This is a genomic window from Nitratireductor sp. XY-223 (assembly GCF_004959855.1).
Lineage (GTDB): Bacteria > Pseudomonadota > Alphaproteobacteria > Rhizobiales > Rhizobiaceae > Hoeflea_A.
Genome location: NZ_SPNT01000006.1, coordinates 246750 through 266568, shown reverse-complemented (window position 1 = coordinate 266568; position 19819 = coordinate 246750). Strand labels below are relative to the sequence as shown.

At 60.8% G+C, this 19819-nt stretch carries 15 protein-coding genes; 3 read left to right on the top strand and 12 right to left on the bottom strand.

Going from position 1 to position 19819, the window contains the following annotated elements; genetic code table 11:
- Positions 1–79 precede the first annotated feature (79 nt).
- The 7 genes from E4M07_RS20415 to E4M07_RS20385 form a co-directional block, all read right to left on the bottom strand.
- A complete protein-coding gene (locus E4M07_RS20415) occupies positions 80–631 on the bottom strand; it encodes an adenine phosphoribosyltransferase (RefSeq protein WP_169054317.1) in 552 nt (183 codons plus the stop codon).
- Between the two features lie 98 nt (positions 632–729).
- A complete protein-coding gene (locus E4M07_RS20410) occupies positions 730–1566 on the bottom strand; it encodes a cytochrome c1 (RefSeq protein ID WP_136660241.1) in 837 nt (278 codons plus the stop codon).
- A 26-nt stretch (positions 1567–1592) separates the two neighbouring features.
- Complete coding sequence (locus E4M07_RS20405) at positions 1593–2888, bottom strand: cytochrome b/b6 (protein WP_136660240.1); 1296 nt, start codon at positions 2886–2888, stop codon at positions 1593–1595.
- Positions 2889–2903: 15 nt separating this feature from the next.
- Positions 2904–3470 (bottom strand): ubiquinol-cytochrome c reductase iron-sulfur subunit, encoded by a 567-nt coding sequence (gene petA / locus E4M07_RS20400; RefSeq protein WP_136660239.1) that lies wholly within the window; start codon positions 3468–3470, stop codon positions 2904–2906.
- A gap of 196 nt (positions 3471–3666) precedes the next feature.
- Positions 3667–5538 carry an ABC transporter ATP-binding protein gene (locus tag E4M07_RS20395; protein WP_136660322.1) on the bottom strand — a complete coding sequence of 624 codons (1872 nt, stop codon included), beginning with the start codon at positions 5536–5538 and terminating at the stop codon, positions 3667–3669.
- Positions 5539–5629: 91 nt separating this feature from the next.
- Complete coding sequence (locus E4M07_RS20390; RefSeq protein WP_169054316.1) at positions 5630–7945, bottom strand: mechanosensitive ion channel family protein; 2316 nt, start codon at positions 7943–7945, stop codon at positions 5630–5632.
- 181 nt (positions 7946–8126) lie between these two features.
- Positions 8127–9986: an ABC transporter ATP-binding protein gene (locus E4M07_RS20385; RefSeq protein ID WP_136660237.1), complete on the bottom strand. Its 1860-nt coding sequence runs from the start codon at positions 9984–9986 to the stop codon at positions 8127–8129.
- A gap of 466 nt (positions 9987–10452) precedes the next feature.
- Between E4M07_RS20385 and E4M07_RS20380 the strand changes: the two genes are divergently transcribed.
- The gene (locus tag E4M07_RS20380; RefSeq protein ID WP_169054315.1) at positions 10453–10917 is read left to right on the top strand and encodes a tRNA (cytidine(34)-2'-O)-methyltransferase; all 465 of its coding nucleotides are present in this window, start codon (positions 10453–10455) and stop codon (positions 10915–10917) included.
- Between the two features lie 15 nt (positions 10918–10932).
- Here E4M07_RS20380 and E4M07_RS20375 read toward each other — a convergent pair whose 3' ends face one another.
- Positions 10933–11193 carry a hypothetical protein gene (locus E4M07_RS20375; RefSeq protein WP_136660235.1) on the bottom strand — a complete coding sequence of 87 codons (261 nt, stop codon included), beginning with the start codon at positions 11191–11193 and terminating at the stop codon, positions 10933–10935.
- A 168-nt stretch (positions 11194–11361) separates the two neighbouring features.
- Here E4M07_RS20375 and hemF point away from each other — a divergent pair, with 168 nt between their 5' ends.
- A complete protein-coding gene (hemF, locus tag E4M07_RS20370; RefSeq protein WP_136660234.1) occupies positions 11362–12273 on the top strand; it encodes an oxygen-dependent coproporphyrinogen oxidase in 912 nt (303 codons plus the stop codon).
- A gap of 118 nt (positions 12274–12391) precedes the next feature.
- Positions 12392–13549 (top strand): ABC transporter substrate-binding protein, encoded by a 1158-nt coding sequence (locus tag E4M07_RS20365; protein ID WP_246660530.1) that lies wholly within the window; start codon positions 12392–12394, stop codon positions 13547–13549.
- 26 nt (positions 13550–13575) lie between these two features.
- On the opposite strand, the gene E4M07_RS20360 is transcribed toward E4M07_RS20365, so the two are convergent.
- From E4M07_RS20360 to E4M07_RS20345, 4 genes are all read right to left on the bottom strand, one after another.
- Positions 13576–16380: an EAL domain-containing protein gene (locus E4M07_RS20360; protein ID WP_136660232.1), complete on the bottom strand. Its 2805-nt coding sequence runs from the start codon at positions 16378–16380 to the stop codon at positions 13576–13578.
- Between the two features lie 35 nt (positions 16381–16415).
- Positions 16416–17177, bottom strand: a complete 762-nt coding sequence (locus E4M07_RS20355; protein WP_246660529.1) for a FecR family protein — start codon at positions 17175–17177, stop codon at positions 16416–16418.
- 154 nt (positions 17178–17331) lie between these two features.
- Complete coding sequence (locus E4M07_RS20350; RefSeq protein WP_169054314.1) at positions 17332–19170, bottom strand: HTTM domain-containing protein; 1839 nt, start codon at positions 19168–19170, stop codon at positions 17332–17334.
- Between the two features lie 81 nt (positions 19171–19251).
- Positions 19252–19803 (bottom strand): cysteine hydrolase family protein, encoded by a 552-nt coding sequence (locus E4M07_RS20345; protein WP_136660229.1) that lies wholly within the window; start codon positions 19801–19803, stop codon positions 19252–19254.
- Between the last annotated feature and the right edge of the window lie 16 nt (positions 19804–19819).

Below are 19819 nucleotides of genomic sequence, written 5' to 3'. Positions count from 1 at the left end.
CACGGGTCGCAAATAGGGAAATTCGAACGGCCGGCAAGGGTGGCCGATTCCGTTACGGGCGTTCGGCCCGGTCGAATCGTTAGTCGCCCTCGAACTCGACCAGGGTGCGCACCGTCACGCCGAGGTCCTCGAGTTTCTGGCGACCGCCGAGATCCGGCAGGTCGATGACAAAACAGGCGGCGACGATGTCCGCGCCCATGCGCCTCAGGAGCTTGACGGCGCCCTCGGCCGTACCCCCGGTGGCAATGAGGTCGTCGACAAGAATAACCTTCTCGCCCTCGGAAACGGCGTCCTTGTGCATTTCCATCTCGTCGACGCCGTATTCGAGACTGTACGCGATCCGTACGGTTTCGTAGGGAAGCTTGCCCTTCTTGCGGATCGGCACGAAGCCGGCGGAAAGCTGGTGGGCGACGGCGCCGCCAAGGATGAAGCCGCGCGCCTCGATGCCGGCGATCTGGTCGATCTTGGTGCCCGCATAGGGATGTACCAGCTCGTCGACGGATCGCCGGAAGGCCTTCGGATTGCCGAGCAGCGTCGTGATGTCGCGGAACATGATGCCCGGTTTCGGGTAGTCCGGTATGGTTCGGATGGAATCCAGCAAGGTTTCCTTCAGCGTTTGATCAACCATCATCGCGCTTTCCCCCATGCCTGTTTTCCGGCGACGCCGCCGGACATGCAAAAGGCGGCTCAAGGCCGCCTTAGGAAGTTCTATCTGTTATGACGCCAAGGTCAATGGTCGACGCGCGACCAGACCGATTTCTTGCTGAGGTAAAGAAGGCAGCAGAAGACCAGGATGAAGACCAGGACCTTGAAGCCGAGCGACTTGCGCTGTTCCAGCTTCGGTTCGGCCGCCCACATCAGGAAGGCCGAGACGTCCTTGGCATACTGGTCCACCGTCTCCGGCGCGCCATCGTCATAGGTGACGATTTCGTCCGACAGCGGCGGCGCCATGGCCAGCGACAGGCCGCTCAGGAAATACGGGTTGTAGTAGGTGCCCTCCGTGATCTCCACGTCGTGCGGCGCTTCCTCGTAACCGGTCAGCAGTGAGTAGAGATAGTCCGGCCCGCCCTCGGTATACATGGTGAAAATATCGAAGACGAACTGCGGAAATCCGCGGGTCGCCGCGCGCGCCTTGGCGATCAGCGAAAGGTCCGGCGGCGCGGCGCCGTTATTGGCGTAGGCAGCGGCCTCGACATTGGGGAACGGGTTGGGGAAATAGTCCGCCAGGATCGCCGGGCGCTCGAACATTTCGCCTTCTTCGTTCGGCCCGTCCGTTACATCGTATTCGGAAGCCAGCGTCTTCACCTGGTCCTCGCTGTAGCCGAGCTCGGTGAAGTTGCGGAAGGCAATGCGATCGAGCCCGTGGCAGGCCGCGCAGACCTCGACATAGACTTTCAGGCCGCGTTGCAGCTGCCCCTTGTCGTAGAGGCCGAACGGGCCGGAAAAGGACCATTTCTGCTCTTCAGGCGCCTTGCTGTGCTCGCTGTCGCCGGCGGCCAGGACAGCACCGGTGCCGAAGCTTGCGGCCACGATCAGCGACAGAAGTGTCGAGACGAGTTTTTTCATCTTATCTGTACCTTTCTGACGCTTCTCTAACCGCGGTCTTCCGGCGCGGCGGTTGCCGTTTCCGGCTTGCCGCCGCCATTCTTATCAAGCACAGCTTCGGTTATCGAATTGGGCACCTGCCGGGGTTTCTCGACAAGGCCGAGCAGCGGCAGAATCGGGAAGAAGAAGAGGAAGTAATAGGCCGTCCCGAGCTGTGCCATAGCGACATAGGCACCCTCCGCCGGCTTGGAGCCGAGCCAGCCGAGGAAGATGCAATTGGCAACGAACAGCCAGAAGAACATTTTGAACCAGGGCCGGTAGACCGCCGAGCGCACCTTGGAGGTGTCGAGCCAGGGCAACAGGAAGAGGATCAGGATCGAGGCGAACATGGCAAGCACGCCGCCGAGCTTCGAATCGATCGGGCCGATGTTGAAGGTGATCGCCCGCAGGATCGCGTAGAACGGCAGGTAGTACCATTCCGGCACGATGTGTGCGGGCGTGACCAGCGGATTGGCCTCGATATAGTTGTCGGGGTGGCCGAGATAGTTCGGCAGGTAGAAGATGAAATAGGCGAAGACCAGCAGGAACACCATGGTGGCAAAGGCGTCCTTGATCGTCGCATAGGGCGTGAACGGAACCGTGTCTGTCTTCGACTTGACCTCGACGCCGGTCGGGTTCGTCTGGCCGGTCACATGCAGCGCCCATACGTGCAGGACCACAACGCCTGCGATCATGAACGGCAGCAGATAGTGCAGCGAGAAGAACCGGTTGAGCGTCGGATTGTCGACGGCAAAACCGCCCAGAAGCCATTGCTGCACCGGCTCGCCGATCAGCGGGAAGGCGCTGAAGAAACCGGTGATAACGGTGGCGCCCCAGAAGGACATCTGGCCCCAGGGCAGCACGTAGCCCATGAAGCCGGTCGCCATCATCAGCAGGTAGATGATCACGCCGAGGATCCACAGGATCTCGCGCGGCGCCTTGTAGGAGCCGTAATACATGCCGCGGAAAATGTGGATGTAGACCGCAATGAAGAAGAACGACGCGCCGTTGGAATGCATGTAGCGCAGCAGCCAGCCCGAATTGACGTCGCGCATGATGTTCTCGACGGACGTGAAGGCGCCGGCAGTCGACGACACATAGTGCATCGCCAGCACGATCCCGGTCAGGATCTGAGCGACCAGCATCACGGACAGGATCGCGCCGAACGTATAGGCGTAATTCAGGTTGCGCGGCGTCGGATAGGCGACGAAGGAATCATACACCAGCCGCGGAAGCGGCAGGCGTGAATCGACCCATTTCTCAAAACCGGTTTTCGGTTCGTATGTTGAATGTCCACCACTCATGGAACAGTCCCCTGCTTAGCCGATCTTGATTCTTGTATCGGAGATGAACTCGAACGGCGGAATCGCCAGGTTCTCCGGTGCCGGACCGGTGCGGATCCGGCCTGCGGTGTCGTAGTGCGAACCGTGGCACGGGCAGAACCAACCGCCATAATCGCCGGCCTGGCCGAGCGGAACGCAGCCCAGATGGGTGCACACGCCAACCATGACGATCCAGTTTTCCCGGCCTTCGCCCGCCGAGCGGTCGATATCGAGCGCCGGCGCGTCCGGTGCGAGATTCGCGTTGCGCGCGGCCTGGTCCTTGAGGTCCTCGAGCGGAACGACGCTCGCTTCCTCGATTTCCTTCTCGGTGCGGTTGCGGATAAACACCGCTTTGCCGCGCCATTTGACCGTGATCGACATGCCTTCTTCGAGGCTCGAGACGTCGACTTCGATGGTTGAAAGGGCGAGCGTTGTGGCATCGGGCCGCATCTGGTCGATGAAAGGCCATGCCAGTGCGCCGGCTCCGATGACGCCGGCCATGCCGGTTGTCAGATAAAGGAAATCGCGGCGGGTCGGCTCGGCAGTTGTATCGTGTTCGCTCACGGTATTAACCATCCTCTGCGCATACTCATTTGCACGGGGACAGACCGCCGCGTTTTCCGCAACCCCTCAGACACGGCAGAGTCCCCTTAATTGGCCGGTTTCTAGGCTGCTTCTTAGAATATGTCCAGCCTGCTTCACTGACCAGAGGCACATTGCCGCAAGTTTTTGCGGGATGAAGACGACACGGCGACCGGAATTACCGCTGCGCGACCATGGAATTGCTGATAAAGCCGCCCGACTGGCGCGCCCAAAGACGGGCATAAAGTCCGTTGCGTTCCAGCAGCTCGTGATGGCTTCCGTCCTCGACGATGCGGCCGTCGTGCATGACGATGAGACGGTTCATGCGGGCAATGGTCGACAGCCTGTGGGCAATGGCGATGACCGTCTTGCCTTCCATCAGTTTGGTGAGGTTTTCCTGGATTGCCGCTTCGATCTCGGAATCGAGCGCCGACGTCGCCTCGTCAAGTACCAGAATGGGCGCGTTTTTCAGCATGACGCGGGCAATGGCGATGCGCTGGCGTTGGCCGCCGGAGAGCTTGACCCCGCGTTCGCCGACATGGGCGTCAAGACCTGTCCTGCCGTGCTGGTCGCGCAGGTCCTTGATGAAATGCCAGGCCTCAGCCCGCTCGGCGGCCCGGACGATATCCTGCTCCTGCGCTCCGATGCGGCCCAGGACGATGTTGTCGCGCACCGACCGGTGCATCAGGGAGGTATCCTGCGTCACCACGCTGATCTGGGCGCGCAGGGAGCTCTGGGTCACCGCCGCGATGTCCTGTCCGTCAATGGTGATCCGTCCGGATTCCAGGTCGAAGAACCGCAACAGCAGATTGACCAGCGTCGATTTTCCGGCCCCGGAAAGTCCTACAAGCCCGACCTTCTGTCCGGGTTCCACGGTCAGGGACACATCGTCGATCACCGCGCTGCGGCCACTGTAGCGGAAGCAGACATTCTCGAAGTGTATGCGGCTTTGCGTCACCTGCAGCTCACCGGCATCCGGCCTGTCCCGGAGCAGGATAGGCTTGTTGAGCATCTCCATCGAATTCTGGATGGTGCCGTAATTGCGCATCAGGCCGTTGAGCTGCGTCATCATGCGTCCCAGGAGCAGGCTGAGGCGCAGCACCAGCGACAGGGTGAAGGCGACCGCCCCGACGCTGATCTGCCCGCGCAGCCACAGGTCGATGGAAATATAGGCGATCGTGCAGATCATGATCCCCGACAGGACGGCCAGCGACACCCGAACGCCCGTCAGGTTGCGGGTAAACGGAATGACCGCGGCGATGAACTGGTCGAAGCCTTCCTTGATATAGCGGTCGTTCTCGTCTTCGCGCCCGAACAGTTTCAGCGTCTGGATGTTGGAATAGCTGTCGACCAGCCGGCCGTTCAGCATCGAAGCCGCTTCGGCGGTCGTCTTGGACATGTGCCTGATGCGCGGCACGAAATGCCGGGCAACGACCGCGAATGCGGCGATCCACAGCGCCACGACCGCGGCGAGCCGCCAGTCGAGCTGAGCCACCAGCACCAGTGTCGTCACCGCGTAGATGGCGATGAACCACACCACCTGCAGCAGCGAGACCATGAAATCGCCCACCGCCTGGCCCGATTGCCAGACTTTGGCCACCACCCGGCCGGCGAAATCGTCCTGGAAGAAGGAAAGGCTCTGGCGGGAAATGCGCGAATAGGCCTGCCAGCGCACCAGGTTGAAGAATCCGGGCACCACGGTCTGCTCTTCGACCAGTGTCACCAGCGGCGCGACGACGAATCGCCCGACGAGCACGACCAGCAGCATGAAAACGAGTTCCGGGCCGTGCTGATCGGACAGTCCCTGCCAGCCTGCTTGCGGATCGGCGCTTTCAAGCAGGTCGACCAGCCGCCCGACGAAATAGAATAGTGCCACTTCCAGCAGCGCCACCGCGCCGCCGAGCGCGAGCATGGCGACAAACGGCCATTTGGCCTGGCGCACGAACTGCCACAGGAACCCGACCGCTCCGGAGCCCGGCTGCGGCCAGCGCTGGTTTGCGAACGGATCGATCCAGCGTTCGAACAGGGAAAATAAACGGCGAACGACCATGGCGTGGAAAATAGGCCCGCACCGCGTGGGCCACAATGGTTCATTTCCACAAAGCCGTTACTCGCCGGCCTCGCAGACCTGGCTTGGGCGGTCAGCCCGGCTTTCCGGTCGACGCCTCCATTTCCTGCTCCACCTGTTCCTGGATTGCAGCCTGGGCCGCCGCGGCGGCGCCGGTTGTGCCGGTGCTGTCCTGCCCCTCCTCCGCATCGGGCATCTTGACCCGGACTTCGCGCCGCGCGAACTCGATGCCGTTCTCGGCGAAGATCTTCTGCACCCGGGCGTAGACATCCTTGCGGATCATCCACTGTTTTCCGGGCTTGGCCATGAATTTGCCGCGCACGATAATGCCGACATCGTTGACGTCATAGACACCCTGCGACTTGAAGGTCTGGATGATGTCCTCGGCGTAGGGCGCCTCCATGATGTCCTTGCCGATCTGCTTGAACAGCTTCTTGACCTTGTTGACATCGGTATCGAAGGGCACGGTGAACTTGAGTTTCACGATCACCCAGTCGCGCGAATTGTTGGTCACTTTCGGGATCTCGCCATAGGGAATGGTGTGGACCGGACCCTGGTGATGGCGCAGCTGCAGCGAACGGATCGAAATCCGCTCGACGGTGCCGACCGTGCCGTCGATTTCCAGATATTCGCCAACGCGGAACGCATCGTCGAACAGGAAGAACAGGCCCGACACGATATCGCGCACCAGCGTCTGCGCACCGAAACCGATCGCCAGGCCGATGATACCGGCACCGGCGAGCAGCGGTGTGATGTCGACGCCGAGATTTCCGAGCACGATCAGCACCGTCAGCGTGATGATCGCGACTTGCGACGCCACCTTGATCAGCGGCAATACGGTCGAAAGGCGCGAGCCGCCGACGCCGCCGCCCTCCCCGCCGCCAGGCTCCTCGGCCTCCAGATCGATGCCGGCGGCCGTCTGTTCGTCCGCCAGTTTGCGGTTGAGCCACAGCGACACCAGTTCCCAGATCAGGTAACCGCAGGCGAGTATGAACAGGATTTCGACAAAATTCGCCGCGATGCGGGCACCCAGATTCGCATGCGCGAGGTCGGTGAAATCGATCTGCCAGATATCCGCCAGAACGACAATGGTCGCGACGATCACGACCGCCCTACCGATGCGCACATAGCTGCGCTTCGTTGACTGGTAGGCCGCCTCGGCGACGATGCCCTGGCCGCGCATCGGCGGCACGAGATGCCGCACGAGACCCCTGACCAATGTGTCGAGCACGGGAATGGCGAGCAGCAATCCGAGGGTTGTGTAATGCTGGGCGTCGCTCAGGAGATCGAAGCGGCCCTGCGCGATGATCATCTGGACCAGCACCCAGGTCAGCAGAACGAGGACGACCGCGAACCAGGGATAGGCCTGCGCAACGATCTTTTCGGTCGGTGTGACCTCGTTTTCCTCGGCACCGATGAGCATCGAGGTCAAACCGTGGCGCGCTCGATAGAGCACATAGGCGATCCAGACGAATATCGCCACTTCAAGCCAGAAGCTGACCGTGGCATCGTCGAGGGAAACGCCGTGCATCATCTGAAATTTGAATGTGACGATGGACACGCCGGCGAGAACGACGATGTAGAGCTGGTTCCTGAACAGGAATCTCGCTGTCCAGTCGTCCGTCTGCACCAGCCGGAACTCCGGACGGCTGGGCGCCAGCAGGAAGCGCGATATCGCCGCAAACAGGCGCGGCACGACAACCAGGTTGACCATCAGGACCGGCACCAGCTGCCGGTCCTCGGCCGGCACGAGAAGCTCGATCATAATGCGCGTGACGATGAAGAAAGCAAACAGGCCAACCAGTTCAAGAATCAGCCTTTTTCCCAATACTTCAAGTGTTTCCTTAAGCCCCTCCGGGGCCTTGGCCTCCTCGATCTGCCGGCGCCATTTCGTGGCCAGGCGGGTGACGATTATTTCGACGACCAGCCCCACCGCGATCGCCACCGCCATCATGGCGAACATGGTCAGCACACCATTGAGGCCGCGTGGTTCCGCAAAGGAGCCGACCGCCTGGTGCATCCCGGTGAAAACCCGCGGCAGATCCATCACGATATCCGCCAGTAGGAGGCCCACCAGGACGAAACTCTCGCCCAGGAAGTCAAGAGCCGCCCGCCCCTCCGATTCCTGCGGAACAGAGGATTGATTGGCAACCGCATCGAGGCGCTGGAGCAGCAACTCCCGCACCTGCTGATCGCTCAGCCGCGAGACCAGTTCGCGCACGGTTTCGGGGGTCAGGTTTTCCGGCATCTCGACCGTGGTGGTTTCTTCGCCTTCCGAACTATCCGAAAGGGTCGTCAGGCCCATCTGGGCGCTGGCCCCGGCGGTGCCGAATACCAGGGCAAGCGCCAGGATGATAAACCTCAGGATCGAGACTGAACTATTCGCCATACCATCGTTTGCGGTCAGACCGCTCCCCCAATTGACTGCCCCGGACCCCATTCATACCCGCAAACAGGGAACCCGCAAACCGCCAGACCAATATCGGGGAGTGTGGCGTCGATCGGCGGCAAACCGGCGATTCCACCCCGGACAATCTTACCGGGGTGGAAATCTGGCAGTGCCCTGCCGGTTACTCGGCGGCCGCGGCGTCCTCGCCCTCCGGTTCGCTGTCGATGAAGCCGCCCGACTGCCGCGACCAGAGATCCGCGTAAAGGCCCTTGTCGCGGACCAACTCGGCATGGGTGCCGGTCTGCACGATATCGCCGGCATCGAGCACCACGAGCCGGTCCATCTCGGCAATGGTCGACAGGCGGTGGGCGATGGCGATCACCGTCTTGCCTTCCATCAGGGCGAACAGGTTTTCCTGGATCGCCGCCTCGACCTCCGAATCGAGCGCCGATGTCGCCTCGTCCAGAACCAGGATCGGCGCGTCCTTCAGGAACACCCGCGCGATGGCGATGCGCTGGCGCTGACCGCCGGACAGCTTGACGCCGCGCTCGCCCACATGGGCGTCGAGACCGGTCCGCCCTTTCTGGTCCAAGAGTTCGGGAACGAAGTCCCAGGCGTTGGCGCGCTTTGCCGCGTCGATGATCTCCGCATCGGTCGCATCCGGCTTGCTGTAGCCGATATTGTCGCGGATCGACCGGTGCAGCAGCGAGGTGTCCTGCGTGACGACGCCGATCTTGGCGCGCAGGCTGTCCTGCGTCACGCCGCAAATGTCCTGTCCGTCGATCAGGATACGGCCGGCTTCCAGATCGTAGAACCGCAGCAGCACATTTGTCAGCGTCGTCTTGCCGGCGCCGGACCGGCCGACAAGCCCGATCTTCTCGCCCGGCTCGATGGTCAGCGACAGATCGTTGATAACGCCGCCGTCCTTGCCGTAGTGGAAGCGGATGTGCTCGAAGTCGATCTTTCCCTTCGACGCTTCCAGCAAGGTCTCGGGTCGCGCATCGGTCACCTCGTGCCCCTTCGACAGCATGGACATGCCGTCGATGACGACGCCGATATTCTCGAACAGCGCCGAAACCTCCCACATGATCCAGTGCGACATGCTCGACACCCGGAGCGCCAGCGCCATGGACGCGGCGATCGCGCCGACGGAGACGGCATCGGCCAGCCAGAAATTGATCGACATTGTGGCCAAGACGAACAGCAGCAGTGCATTGTTCGTGTAGACGATGCCGTGGAACAGCGTCACCAGCCGCATCTGGCGGTAGACGGTCTCCAGGAAGTCGGACATGGCGGACTGCGCATAACCCTCTTCCCGCCCGGCATGGGAGAACAGCTTCACGGTCGCGATGTTCGTGTAGCTGTCGACCACGCGGCCGGTCATCATCGAGCGTGCATCGGCCTGTTCGCGCGAGATGCGCTTCATGCGCGGCACGAAGTAGATGACCATGCCGACATAGACGGCACTCCAAACGACGAGCGGTATCGCCAGGCGGATGTCGGTGGCCGCGACCATGATCAGCATGGTGATGAAGAAGACGACGACGAAGACGAGCACGTCGAGCACCTTCATCACCGCCTCGCGCACCGCGAGCGAGGTCTGCATGACCCGTGTCGCGACGCGGCCGGCGAATTCGTCGGCAAAGAACGACAGGCTGTGACGCAGCAGATAGCGGTGCATCTGCCACCGGCCGATCATCGGATAGTTGCCGAGCAGTGTCTGGTGCATCAGGAACGATTGCAGCCAGACCACCAGCGGCAGCCCGACCAGCACCAGCGCGCCCATCCAAAACAGCCGCGTCCCCTCCTCGGCGAGGAAGGTCTCGCGCGAAGAATGCGACAGCCAGTTGACGATATCGCCGAGGAAGGCGAACAGGAAAACCTCGCCGATCGCGATCAGTGCGGTCAGAACCGACATCACCGCCAGCCACGGGGCAGCTTCCTTGGAATAGTGCCAGCAAAACGCCAGCATTTTCTGCGGCGGCTGCCCTGAGGGTGCCGCGGGATAGGGATTCAGTCGTCTTTCAAACCAGCCAAACATGAGTCAGCCTCTTTGAAACTGGGCGGAGATCGCTTTGCGCGGGGGCCGTTGAGTGAACCCGAAAGCCTCGGCATTCATATGGCGCAATGAAATCGTAAAGCGAACGGTCGCTGCCCGATGGGAATCGATCCGGACCGGGCGTGACGATGCGCCTCGGATGCCTGGATCAGCGATTTTTTGAGATTCGGTTTGCGCTCAGTTCAGGGAAACACGCAACCGGACCGCAATGCTGCCACCGCGCGGCATTCGCGCCGGTGGAAGGAGATGTCGAAACTGATCTATCATTGACCCCTCCTCTTTAGAATTCGGTCCACGGTGCAACCGTTTATATCGATTCGACTTCGAATTCCACCGTCGATGTGCGGTCAGTGCAATCGGAATCCTCCAACAACGCATTGTGTTGCAGATTGGCCACGGTGGCGGAGGCGGATTTGCGTTTCATGAACCGTCGATTAAGAGAATGGTCATGAAATACGATCTCAGAATTGCGCTCTTCCAGCCCGATATACCCGGCAACACGGGAACCATATTGCGCATGGCCGCCTGCCTGGGCATTGCTGTCGACGTGATCGAGCCGGCCGGCTTCGACATGTCCGACCGCGCCCTCAAACGGGCCGGCATGGACTACCTCGAGCAGGCGGCCCTCACCCGGCACCAGAGCTGGAGGCGCTTCCTGGAGTGGCGGCATTCGCAGGACCGCAGGTTGATCCTGGCGACGACGAAGGCCGAACAGTCCTACCGGCGATTCGCGTTCCTGCCCGGCGACGTGCTGCTTTTCGGGCGCGAGAGTTCCGGTGTCCCCGACCAGGTCCACAAGGAGGCGGACGAGCGGCTGGTGGTTCCGATGGTGGAAGGCCGTCGTTCGCTCAACCTGGCGGTCTCGGCCGCGCTGATCGCAGGCGAGGCGATCCGGCAGCTCGAACTGATATAGGAAGAGCCGATCCGTTCAATCGGCGCTCGGCAGCCGCCGCATGGTGAATTCGATCTCGTCGCCCGGCAGTTGGCGCCAGCTTTCGACCTCCGTCCAGTAGGCCGCCTTGGGCCACGAACGGAACCATTCCTGCGCCTTGGCGCGGGCGGCGGTGCGCGGCAGCCGAAAGGTCTCGCGGATGAACGAATCGCTGCCCGACTTGCCCTTTTCAGACCGGCTTTTGCGGATCTGGCGGCGCAGCCCCTCCATGGGCGGAACTTTAGGAACTCGCTTCATATACAGCACCCTAACCCCGATAATAGGGTCGAACCGGCCGCTTGGCGAGTCCGTGTATACGCAACAAAACACGCGCTACACTAACTGTGTAATTTAACCGCCATATCTATGGTGTCGGATTGTTGGACCTGCTAAGGAGAGCCGGGGACAAACTGGGGACATTTGTAGATGGAAAGGCCGAACCTTCCACTCGGGCATCCGGCTGAGCTGGAAGAAAAAAAAGGCAAGGCGCGCATCTGGTTCGAGACGCTTCGCGACGCCATCTGCTCGACCTTCGAGCAGCTCGAGGACGAGGTTACCGGTCCGCTCGCCGACGATCCGCCGGGCCGGTTCGTCCGCACCGACTGGCTGCGCGAGGAAGGCAAGGGCGGCGGCGGCACGATGTCGATGATGGGCGGCCGCGTCTTCGAGAAGGTCGGCGTTCACACCTCGACCGTACATGGCGAGTTCTCCTCAGAATTCCGCCAGCAGATTCCGGGCGCGGAGATCGATCCGCGTTTCTGGGCATCGGGCATCTCGCTGATCGCCCATCCGGTCAATCCGAACGTCCCGGCCGTGCACATGAACACCCGCATGGTGGTCACGTCCACGCAATGGTTCGGCGGCGGCGCCGATCTGACACCTGTTCTCGATCGCCGGCGCCTTCAGGACGATCCCGACACCCAGCTCTTCCACAAGGCCATGGAGGTCGCCTGCACACGCCACGGCGTCGCCGACTACCCGCGTTACAAGAAATGGTGCGACGACTATTTTTTCCTCAAGCACCGCGACGAGCCGCGCGGCGTCGGCGGCATATTCTTCGACTGGCTGCGCTCCCGTGACGCCGATGGCGGCTGGGACGCCGATTTTGCCTTCGTGCAGGATGTCGGGCGCGCCTTCACGGTTGCCTATCCGAAGCTCGTGCGGCGCAACTTCAACACCCATTGGGACGAGAACGACCGAAACGAGCAACTGATCCGGCGCGGCCGCTATGTCGAGTTCAACCTGCTCTACGACCGCGGCACGATCTTCGGCCTCAAGACCGGCGGCAATGTCGAATCGATCCTGTCGTCCATGCCGCCCGCCGTGCGCTGGCCATAGCCAGTCCCTGGCCCTCGGGGACTCGAACCCCTTCATTTGTGCCGACACAAGGCGGTCATAGTGTTGCTGCACAACGCTCCGTTGTGATTAGATCACCCGTCAGGACAGGGATTTGTCGATGCGCTTTGCCGGTTTTGCCGCTCTATTCATCGCCGCTGGCCTTTTCATAGCCGTGTCGTCTTCCGCGATGCAGGGGCCGATCCGCTTCGGTGCCGTCTACAACCTGACGGGCGACTGGAGCACCTATGGCATCCCCTCCTCGCGCGGCGCGAAACTGTACGTGGACCAGGTCAACGGCAAGGGCGGCATTCTCAGCCGGCCCGTCGAACTGATCATCAAGGATGCGAGCGGCAGTCCGGAGGGCGCCGCCGCGGCCGCCGACGAAATCCTGGCGGAAGCACCGGATGTGCCCGCCCTGTTCGGCCTTTCGAGCAGCGACCAGGCGCGCGCCGCCGGCGAGGTGTCCGCCCGGGCGGGCCGCGTTTTCGTCACATCGGGCGCAACGTCCCCGCAGCTGCCGCTGCAGGTGCCGGAGTTCCTGTTCCTCGCCTGTTTCGGCGACAATGTGCAGGCGGCGGCCGCCGCGCAATTCGCCTATGACACGCTGAAGGCGCGTTCGGTCACCGTCCTCTACGACTCCAGCCACACCTACACTCGGCTTCTCCAGGAGTATTTCAGTCGCAGTTTCGAGGCGCTTGGCGGCAAGGTCACCTCGGCGATCAAGTTCCAGGGTGCCGAAAAGTTTGCCAATGCAATGATCCGTGCCGCCGCGGCCGACATCATTTTTGTCGCCGCGGAAACGCCGGCCGGCGCCCTTTCATTTGCCAGGACACTGCGTGAGAACGGCTTCGAGCAGCCGATCCTCGGCGGCGACGGATATGACGGTGATTCGGTCTGGGGCGCCGACCCGTCCCTCAAGGACATCTACTTCACCACCCATGCCTTCTTTGGCGGCGACAATCCGTCTGCGCACGCCCGTACATTCGCCGACGCCTATGCCGCCGCCCATGACGGCGCTGTGCCGGACGGCTTTGCTGGGCTCGGCTACGACACGGTCGGCCTGTTGATCGCGGCGGTCGAAAAGGCCGGCTCGTCCGAGCCGGACAAACTGCTTGAGGCGCTCGGCACCATCGAGAACTACGAAGGCGTGACCGGCACGATCAGTTTCGTCGGCGGTGACCACGTGCCGAAAAAATCCGTGACGATCCTCGAAATCGCCAACGGCAAGCGCAACTTCGTCGCCGAGATCATGCCGACGCAAATCCCCAAGCCATGAAATAGCTGCTGGTCACACCCGAAGCGCTACACCGCGTCCTTGATTGCGGGAACGCCGCGATCTTCAAACCAGTTGCGGATTTCCGCCGCCGATTGCGGTTTGCCGAAATAGTATCCCTGAATCTTATGGCAGCCGATGCTGCGCACCAGCTGATACTGTTCTTCCGTTTCAACACCTTCGCACAGGACTTCCATACCGAGCCCCTCACCCAGCACCTGTGCCGCGAAGATAACGGATTGGTCTCTTGCCGACTGCGGCAAACCCCGCATGAACATCTGATCGACTTTGATCTTGTCGACAGGAAAGCTCGCGACATAACCGAGCGAGGAGTAGCCTGTTCCAAAATCGTCAAGCGCCAGGGATACACCGAGCGCCTTCAATTCCTCTAACTGGGAAAGCAGATCCTTTGTCGCCGTCAGGAAGTTCGACTCGGTGATCTCAAGCTCTAGGCGTTTCGGCGGCAGACCACTGTCGGCCAGAGCTTCGCGCACATCGTTGACGACACCGCCCCGCAAAAGCTGGGTCGCGGACACATTGACGGAAACCGTGACATCATCCGGCCAGTTGCGAGCCTCCCTGCACGCTTCGTTCAGGATCCACCGCCCGAGTTGGACGATGATGCCGTTCGCTTCTGCGATTTCGATAAACTCCCCTGGCGATATCACGCCCAAATAGGGGTGCGTCCAGCGCAAAAGCGCTTCCGCGCCAGCGGGTGTGCGGTCCTTCGTGTGCACCTGCGGCTGATAGGCCACATGAAACTGATCTTTGCCGCTTTTCAATGCATTCTGCATTTCCCGCTCGATCAGCCGCGCACGCTGCAACTGCTGTGCGTGCGTGGGATCGTAATAGGCGATACCGCCGCCGCCTTGCCTGCGGGCCGTGTCCAATGCCAGTTCGGCATTGCTTATGAGATCGTCAGCAGTCTGCGACGGGAGGTCAACCGCCTCGGAAAGGCCGGCATAGAAATCGGCCGAGACCTGCATACCGCTCAAGTTGTACGGCTTGCTCAATTCGCGAATAACCGCGTCCGCCAGGTATCGACCGCCTGATTTGCTGAGTTCCGAATCATTGTGAAAAGCAAATGTATCGGCATCCAGGCGCGACGCCGGCGAAACCGGCAGATCGATATCAGCCAATCTCCTTGCCACGGCCTGAAGCAGGGCGTCGCCGATTGAACGGCCCAGTGTTCCGTTCAGCGCCTTGAAGCGGTGAATGTTGACCACAACAACGGTAACCTTGCGACCGTGACCGCTCAGTGTCTCAAGATGCCGGTCGAGATTCTCAACATATGCGCGCCGGCGCATAGCCCCTGTCAGGTCGTCATATCGCGAAAGATACTCGAGCTCTTTTCGTTGCGCCCTCTCAACACTGACATCCCGTGCCGCGACCGACGCGATAATCGGACATTCGCCGTCTTTTTCCGATTCTCCGGGTCCAGTCACTTTTGAAAGTGTGATGGTGTAATCGACAACCCGCCTGCCTTCGGTTTTGCTATCACGGACCTCAAATTCAATTTCTCCCGTGACATGCCTCTCACCCGTATGCGCAAGCGTCATTTTCAGGTCGCGTGCCATCGGGTCGGGGAGCGCATCGACGATATGCTCTTCCTCGTGCTTTCCATGGCCAATGCCAAAAAGCACACGAAAATTCTCATTGATCTCGAGAACACGTCCTTCGCCATCCACGACAAGAAAACCGTCTGCGCTGTCCGAGAAGACCTGGCTGAGTACGCGCTTTGTATTAAGGCTCTCCATGCGGGACAGGCGCAGAAGGAGCGACGTGACGTTGATTTCGCTCGCAACGGCCAGCAGTGCAAGCCCGGCTACGGCGGCATGAACCTGTGCCGTCGCCAGCAAAATCCCGGAATCCATCTGCAGTAGGACACCACCCCCCTCAATCAGTGCGGAAAGTGCCGCAAGAACAAACAGGCGCATGGGCAGGCCGAGACGCGCGGTCAGGAGCGCGGCGGCCAGAATGAGCACTACAAGCGCACCGTTCAGCCATTGTCCCGTCGGTATCAGAATACGGTTCTGAACCAGCGTTTCCGCCGCCAGGACCTGCAGCAACGGACCGGATATCAGCGTATGGACCGGAACGGCGAACGTGTCCCTGAGTTCGATCGCATGCGCGCCGACGATCACGGATTTGTCACGCAATGCACCAGCCGGGATGTCGCCGGACAGGAGATCGACAACGGAATAGGTGGGAACGCTATTCGGGTCGATCGAGAAATCAATTCCGAAATAACCGGTCGCTAGTTGTGGTATGCCGGCCAGGATCGCCGCCGCAGAGGGAATGATTTCACCGTCCACACGGGTTCCGAAAGCGTATCTGCGAACCGCGCCATCCGCATCGGGCACTACCTGTACACTGGCGAGCCAGGTATCGTCCCGGAACAGTTCATTGGGCAGCGAGCGAACAAGTCGGGCTGCGCCGGAGGCGACCGTGTCGGGCTGCGCAAACGTCGGGAATACCACGGACCCGCCAGCATCCCGTAACGCATCCAGCAGCCGCTTGTCTTCCTGTGGAGAGGAGCGGCTGCTGAAATCGACATCAAACACGATATCAGCGACTTCGGCTTCGACAAGTTTGTCGATCAGGCGGGCGTGAACCGATCGCGGCCACGGCCACACACCAATCTGGCTCAGGCTCCCGTGATCAATAGCGACAAACGCAATGTCGCCGGTCGCCGTTCTCGTAGCGAATTGCGCTCGTATTTCATCGATGCTGTGCTGCGCACCATTGAAAGCTCCCAGTGTCTGGAGCCAGATCACGCCCAGACACAGGACCGCCTGCGCGGCGACCCGCGCGGTGTTGGGCGTGATGTTCATGATCACCGTCTGCAATTGTCCCCTGGCGACTGGAACTAGCCGCCGTTGCCGTTGCCGTTGCCGTTTCCGTTCCCGTTTCCGTTCCCGTTGCCGTTTCCGTTCCCGTTTCCGTTGCCGTTCCCGTTGCCGTTGCCGTTTCCGTTCCCGTTTCCGTTGCCGTTTCCGTTCCCGTTTCCGTTTCCGTTGGCATTTCCATTGCTGCTACCGTTGCCGTTTCCGTTGGCATTTCCAACGGAAGCAAGGTTGCCGAAGATTGCCGCTAGAACGGATTCATTGGTTTTACTCACGGATACGTCTGTTGCGGCTGCACCGGAGACGCTGGCGCTCTGGCCGGCGCCGACATCCAGGGTCTCGCCGCCACTGTTCGCCGTCACTCCGACGACACCACGCTGAACCGAGACTTCCGCCGCATGCTGGTTGACCTTTACCGTAAACCGTGTGCCTTTCACGACGGCCGCCAGGAAAGGCGTTTTGACGCGCAGGTGTTTCTTGTTCCGAGTTTCAACATCAAGCAGCAGGCTGCCGAATTGTTGGCGAAGCTCTGTCTTCTGCCCGTGCCTGCCATGGCTGATCAGCGCTGCAAGCGTGTTGGGCCGGTAGAGGATCATCTCCTCGCCGCGGCTGAGCTGCACCCGGCCGCGCCGGCCCGTGTGTATCCAGCTTGCTTCCGGTATCTGCATGCCGCGGGTAATCGGATGCCAGTTCTCGCTGTCAATCGTGTAATAGGCTGGTCTGCTGACCTTGGACACGACCCAGTCGCCCGCAAACGCAGCCGCCATGAAGCCAAATACAAGCACAGCAGACAAAGCAAACGCCTTTGGGAATTGGCGTATAGTTTGTGTAATTGCCATGTCACTACCCCCTAACCTGGGACGCAGGATGGAGTATCTAAGCTAATAATTAATTGAATTTGTTGATTTACGTAAAGTTGACGGCAACCAATCTCAAGTATTAGCCGAAACAATCATGCAACCACACGTCCCTTTCCTGAACAACCCGGGGGACGTCCGGTGGAGGCGTGAATTCCACCTTAAAAACAATAGTGAATGTCGCGAGTTCCGAACCACCTGGGTGGGACTTATTCCAGGCCCTGCACAAATAGCGAGCGTAGTTCAGGGCAAGAAACTGCCGGGCCGAAAAATAGGACTGGTCTTCGAGATTGGACAAGAACTTGCGCCAACGGTAATTCCCATAGACTTCGGAGACGACATCCGGTCTTGATCTGTCGGCATTTCCGACCCTTCCGCCATAGACATCGACGGTAGTCCCGTCCGTCAGTTTTCCCTCAATAACCGGCCACGGACTCGTCAGTTCGGGGTGCGGTGCGAACATTGTCCAGAACTGGTAAAGGCCAAGTGCCTGGCGCGTGATGACGAAGCTGTCCGGCAACGTCCATTTTGCTGCCGGAAGGGTCGAGACGTTCTGAATTGTAACGAAAACCAGGAACAAGCCGGCAAGTCCGTTGGTCATCCAGCCGGCACGCAGCGGTATCGGCCGCCAGGGCAGCAGCCGGTCCGAGATACTCGCAAGCCGAACGCGGTTGGCGGCAACGCAATCGTAGGACCGGTCTCCCAGCCACACGACAGGCCGTGCTCCCATCACGAAAGCAAGGGGCCCAAACACCGGCGAGCCGCGAACCAGCAGGCGCATGGCATTCCATTTCAGGCCAGTTTCGCCATCGCATGTCACAACCCAGGAATTGCTTTCCGCAAGCAACGGACCCGCCTTGGGGTCGTCCTGTGCCGGTCTGATCGGCGTATCACCCAGGAAAAGGAACATCCGCAGAGCCCGGCAGGCCTTCAGACAAAACATGCATTCGCGATCATACCAGACCGCCAATCGCGCGGGTCGCCGCCGCGCTGCCCGTTCCGCCAACCGGTCCCAGGTCCGACCGGGCAGAAAAGTCAGGTTCATGATGATCGAGATGACAGGGAAAAGCCCGATCTCCAGGCACAACATGAAGCCCAGATGCATTGTGATGAAAGCGCACATCAGAATGACACGCAGGGTCCGGTGGAAGAACGGTGAGAAGATCAGGATCGGTCCGACCAGTTCCAGCCAGAACACGTAATAGGTCAAGATCTTCAGCAGCGGCTCGAACTGGCGGAACCACAATCCGAAGGGCGTCACCATATAATCGAGGTTCAGCGCATAGTAGACGGCGGTACCGTCGGACATCCAGCGCGCATCGGATTTGAGCAGCGCGCTGAAGAAATACATCGACATGCCCTGGACGAGCAGTGCAAGCGTCGCGATCGAGAAGTAGCGGTTGCTCGTATTGTCCGTGCTCGGATCGAGCGCGGCATCCACCGAGTAGCGCGCGCCCAGAGGCAGGAACATTGCCCAGAAGGTTAAGAGCACCGCCAGATTGTCTTCGCCGGAGAGGATGAACGTATTGCGGTTCTGGACCGAAATCAGCAGGATCCAGCTTGCGATGACCGCAAGGCGCGTCTTCCACCCAAAAATCATCAACAGTGCAGCAACCGCCGCTACTGCAAAGAGAAGCCCTTGGTAGAACGCCGATCCGTTTGCAAGGTGCAGCGAATAGGACCCCAGCGAAAGGTAGTCCATCTGCACGGCGCGCGGCATGACACCCTGATCGGTGTAGTGCGCCGAAAGGTCCCGCAGCCTCAGACAAATGTCAGCCAGCAGATATGTGCCCAGCAGGATGCGGAACAACGCAAGCGTTCTCAGGTCAACACCGAATATGGTGCGAATTCCGGCCGGCCGGAACCAGCCGGCTTTCGCGTTGCCAGAGGAGATGGCTGCCTTGTCTGATTCGGTCTGCAAGCGTCGCCCCGACTCGCGCATGGTTTCGCGCGAGCATGGCACACGGTCTTTTACCACATGTTAACGCTGTCTGCCGTCCGATCAGCCTTCCGCCAGGAACGCATCCGCCGTAACGACCTTCGCGTAGCTCATGGCCAGGGGCGCCATGAATGCGGCGTGAACCTGTTGGGCGTCCAGGTCGACCCCGCCGAAGGAAGCCTCCTTCGCGCCGCAGGCATCTTCAACCACGGTGACGGCATAGCCGAAGTCCGCGGCCGCCCGCGTCGTGGCGTCGATGCACATCTGGCTCATCGCGCCGCAGATGACAACATCGGTGACGCCGGCGGCATCGAGATCCTCTTTAAGCGATGTGTCCTGAAAGCTGTTGGCCTTGTGCTTCAGGATGACGGATTCGCCTGCCTGTGGCGCAACCGAGCGATGGTGCTGAGCGCCGTCGGATCCCGGCCTGAAGAAAGGCGCGTCCTGTGACGGAATTTCGTGGCGGACATGGACGACCAGTTCGCCATTGGCGCGGGCGGCTTCCAGAAGCCGTGCCGCGTTGGCCGCAGCATCTTCCATCTTGTGGACGGGCCAGTCGCCGCCTTCAAAATAATCGTTCTGTATATCGACGAGGACAAGTGCTCTTTTTGACATGGGGTTTCTCCTTCCG